General features: G+C 66.7%; 2 protein-coding genes and 1 tRNA gene. 1 reads left to right on the forward strand and 2 read right to left on the reverse strand.

The features are described from left to right. The coding region (rplU, locus tag OG2516_RS00020; protein ID WP_245544260.1) for a 50S ribosomal protein L21 at nucleotides 1–519 on the reverse strand (519 nt) is incomplete at its 3' end. Between the two features lie 243 nt (nucleotides 520–762). On the opposite strand from rplU, the gene OG2516_RS00025 reads away from it, so the two are divergent. After that, nucleotides 763–852: transfer RNA gene (locus tag OG2516_RS00025), tRNA-Ser, on the forward strand. 190 nt (nucleotides 853–1042) lie between these two features. Here OG2516_RS00025 and OG2516_RS00030 read toward each other — a convergent pair. Further along, on the reverse strand, nucleotides 1043–1281 hold a 239-nt coding region (locus OG2516_RS00030), incomplete at its 5' end, for a DUF3140 domain-containing protein (RefSeq protein WP_007253535.1).

Genomic DNA, 1281 nt, shown 5'->3' on the forward strand with positions numbered 1-1281 from the left:
TTGAGATCGTCGGGCTTGCCGTCGCGGGCGGCGTCGAGCAGGTTGCCCGGCTTCTGCCCGGCCAGCGCGTCGTCGGCCTTGGCCTCGGCTTCTTGCCTTCGGCGCGGCGGCCTTCTTCTCCGGCTTGGCGGCGGCGGCGGGCGCCGCGGCGGCCATCGCGGCCGACGAGACCGAGCCCGCGCCCACGGCGGCCTTGACGCCGGACTTGTCGGCGCCGCTCTCGAGCAGCTCGGTCACCCGCACCAGCGTGAGCTGCTGGCGGTGGCCCTTGGTGCGCTTGGACGAGTGCTTGCGGCGGCGACGCACGAAGTTGATCGTCTTCTCGCCCTTGATCTGATCGATCACCTCGGCCTGCACGCCCGCACCCTCGACGAAGGGGGCGCCCACGGTCGAGCCGATCATCAGGACGTCGTTGAACTGCACGGTCTCGCCCGCGTCGGCGGCCAGCTTCTCGACCCGGAGCACGTCGCCCGAGGCCACCTTGTACTGCTTGCCGCCGGTTTTCATAACCGCAAACATATGGTCTTCCTTGTTGTCCCGCGTCGGGGGTCCGCCTCTCGGCGCGTTCCTGGCCCTCGGCCACCCTGTGACAGCGCGCCCGTCTCCGGGCGTGGTTGCAAATCCGGACCTTCGCCCGGGAGCGCGCCTTATCCATGCTTCGCCCCCACCTGTCAAGCCGCTCGCCACCCTCGCGTCAGCGACGCCGAAAGAGGGTTGCACGCCCCTCCGCCACTGGCTAAACGGCCCCCCACAGACCCCCGCGGAGAGGTGCCGGAGTGGTCGAACGGGGCGGTCTCGAAAACCGTTGAGGGTGCAAGCCCTCCCAGGGTTCGAATCCCTGTCTCTCCGCCACTTGAATCAGGAATAACCTGAGACAAGGTGGCTGACCGACCTACCAAAGATCAGAGTCAAACGCCCGCGCCACCGCCCCAGGTGGAGGCAGAGCCCGTTTCCGCGCTGACTAGGATGACGGGAACAACCAATACCTGAAAGCTGGAATGGCATCGCGCGCCACTTCCCTGGCCTTTCGCGACAGAAGACGTCAGCTGTCCTTCTTCAGTGGGTCATGGCCCCAGTTCATCAGGGAATAGCGCCAGTTGGAGTTCTCGACGCCATCGTCTGGCCCACCCTGCGCCAGATGCCGTTTGATGTAGCCGACGACGGTCGCCATGTGGTCCCATTGATCGTCGGTCAGCTCGCCCTTGTTCGTGCGCTTGATCTCGACGATCCGGCGGCCGGACTTGTGTCCGGTGCTTTCACCGCCTTCGCCGTCGCCGACGG

This window comes from Oceanicola granulosus HTCC2516 (assembly GCF_000153305.1).
GTDB lineage: Bacteria > Pseudomonadota > Alphaproteobacteria > Rhodobacterales > Rhodobacteraceae > Oceanicola > Oceanicola granulosus.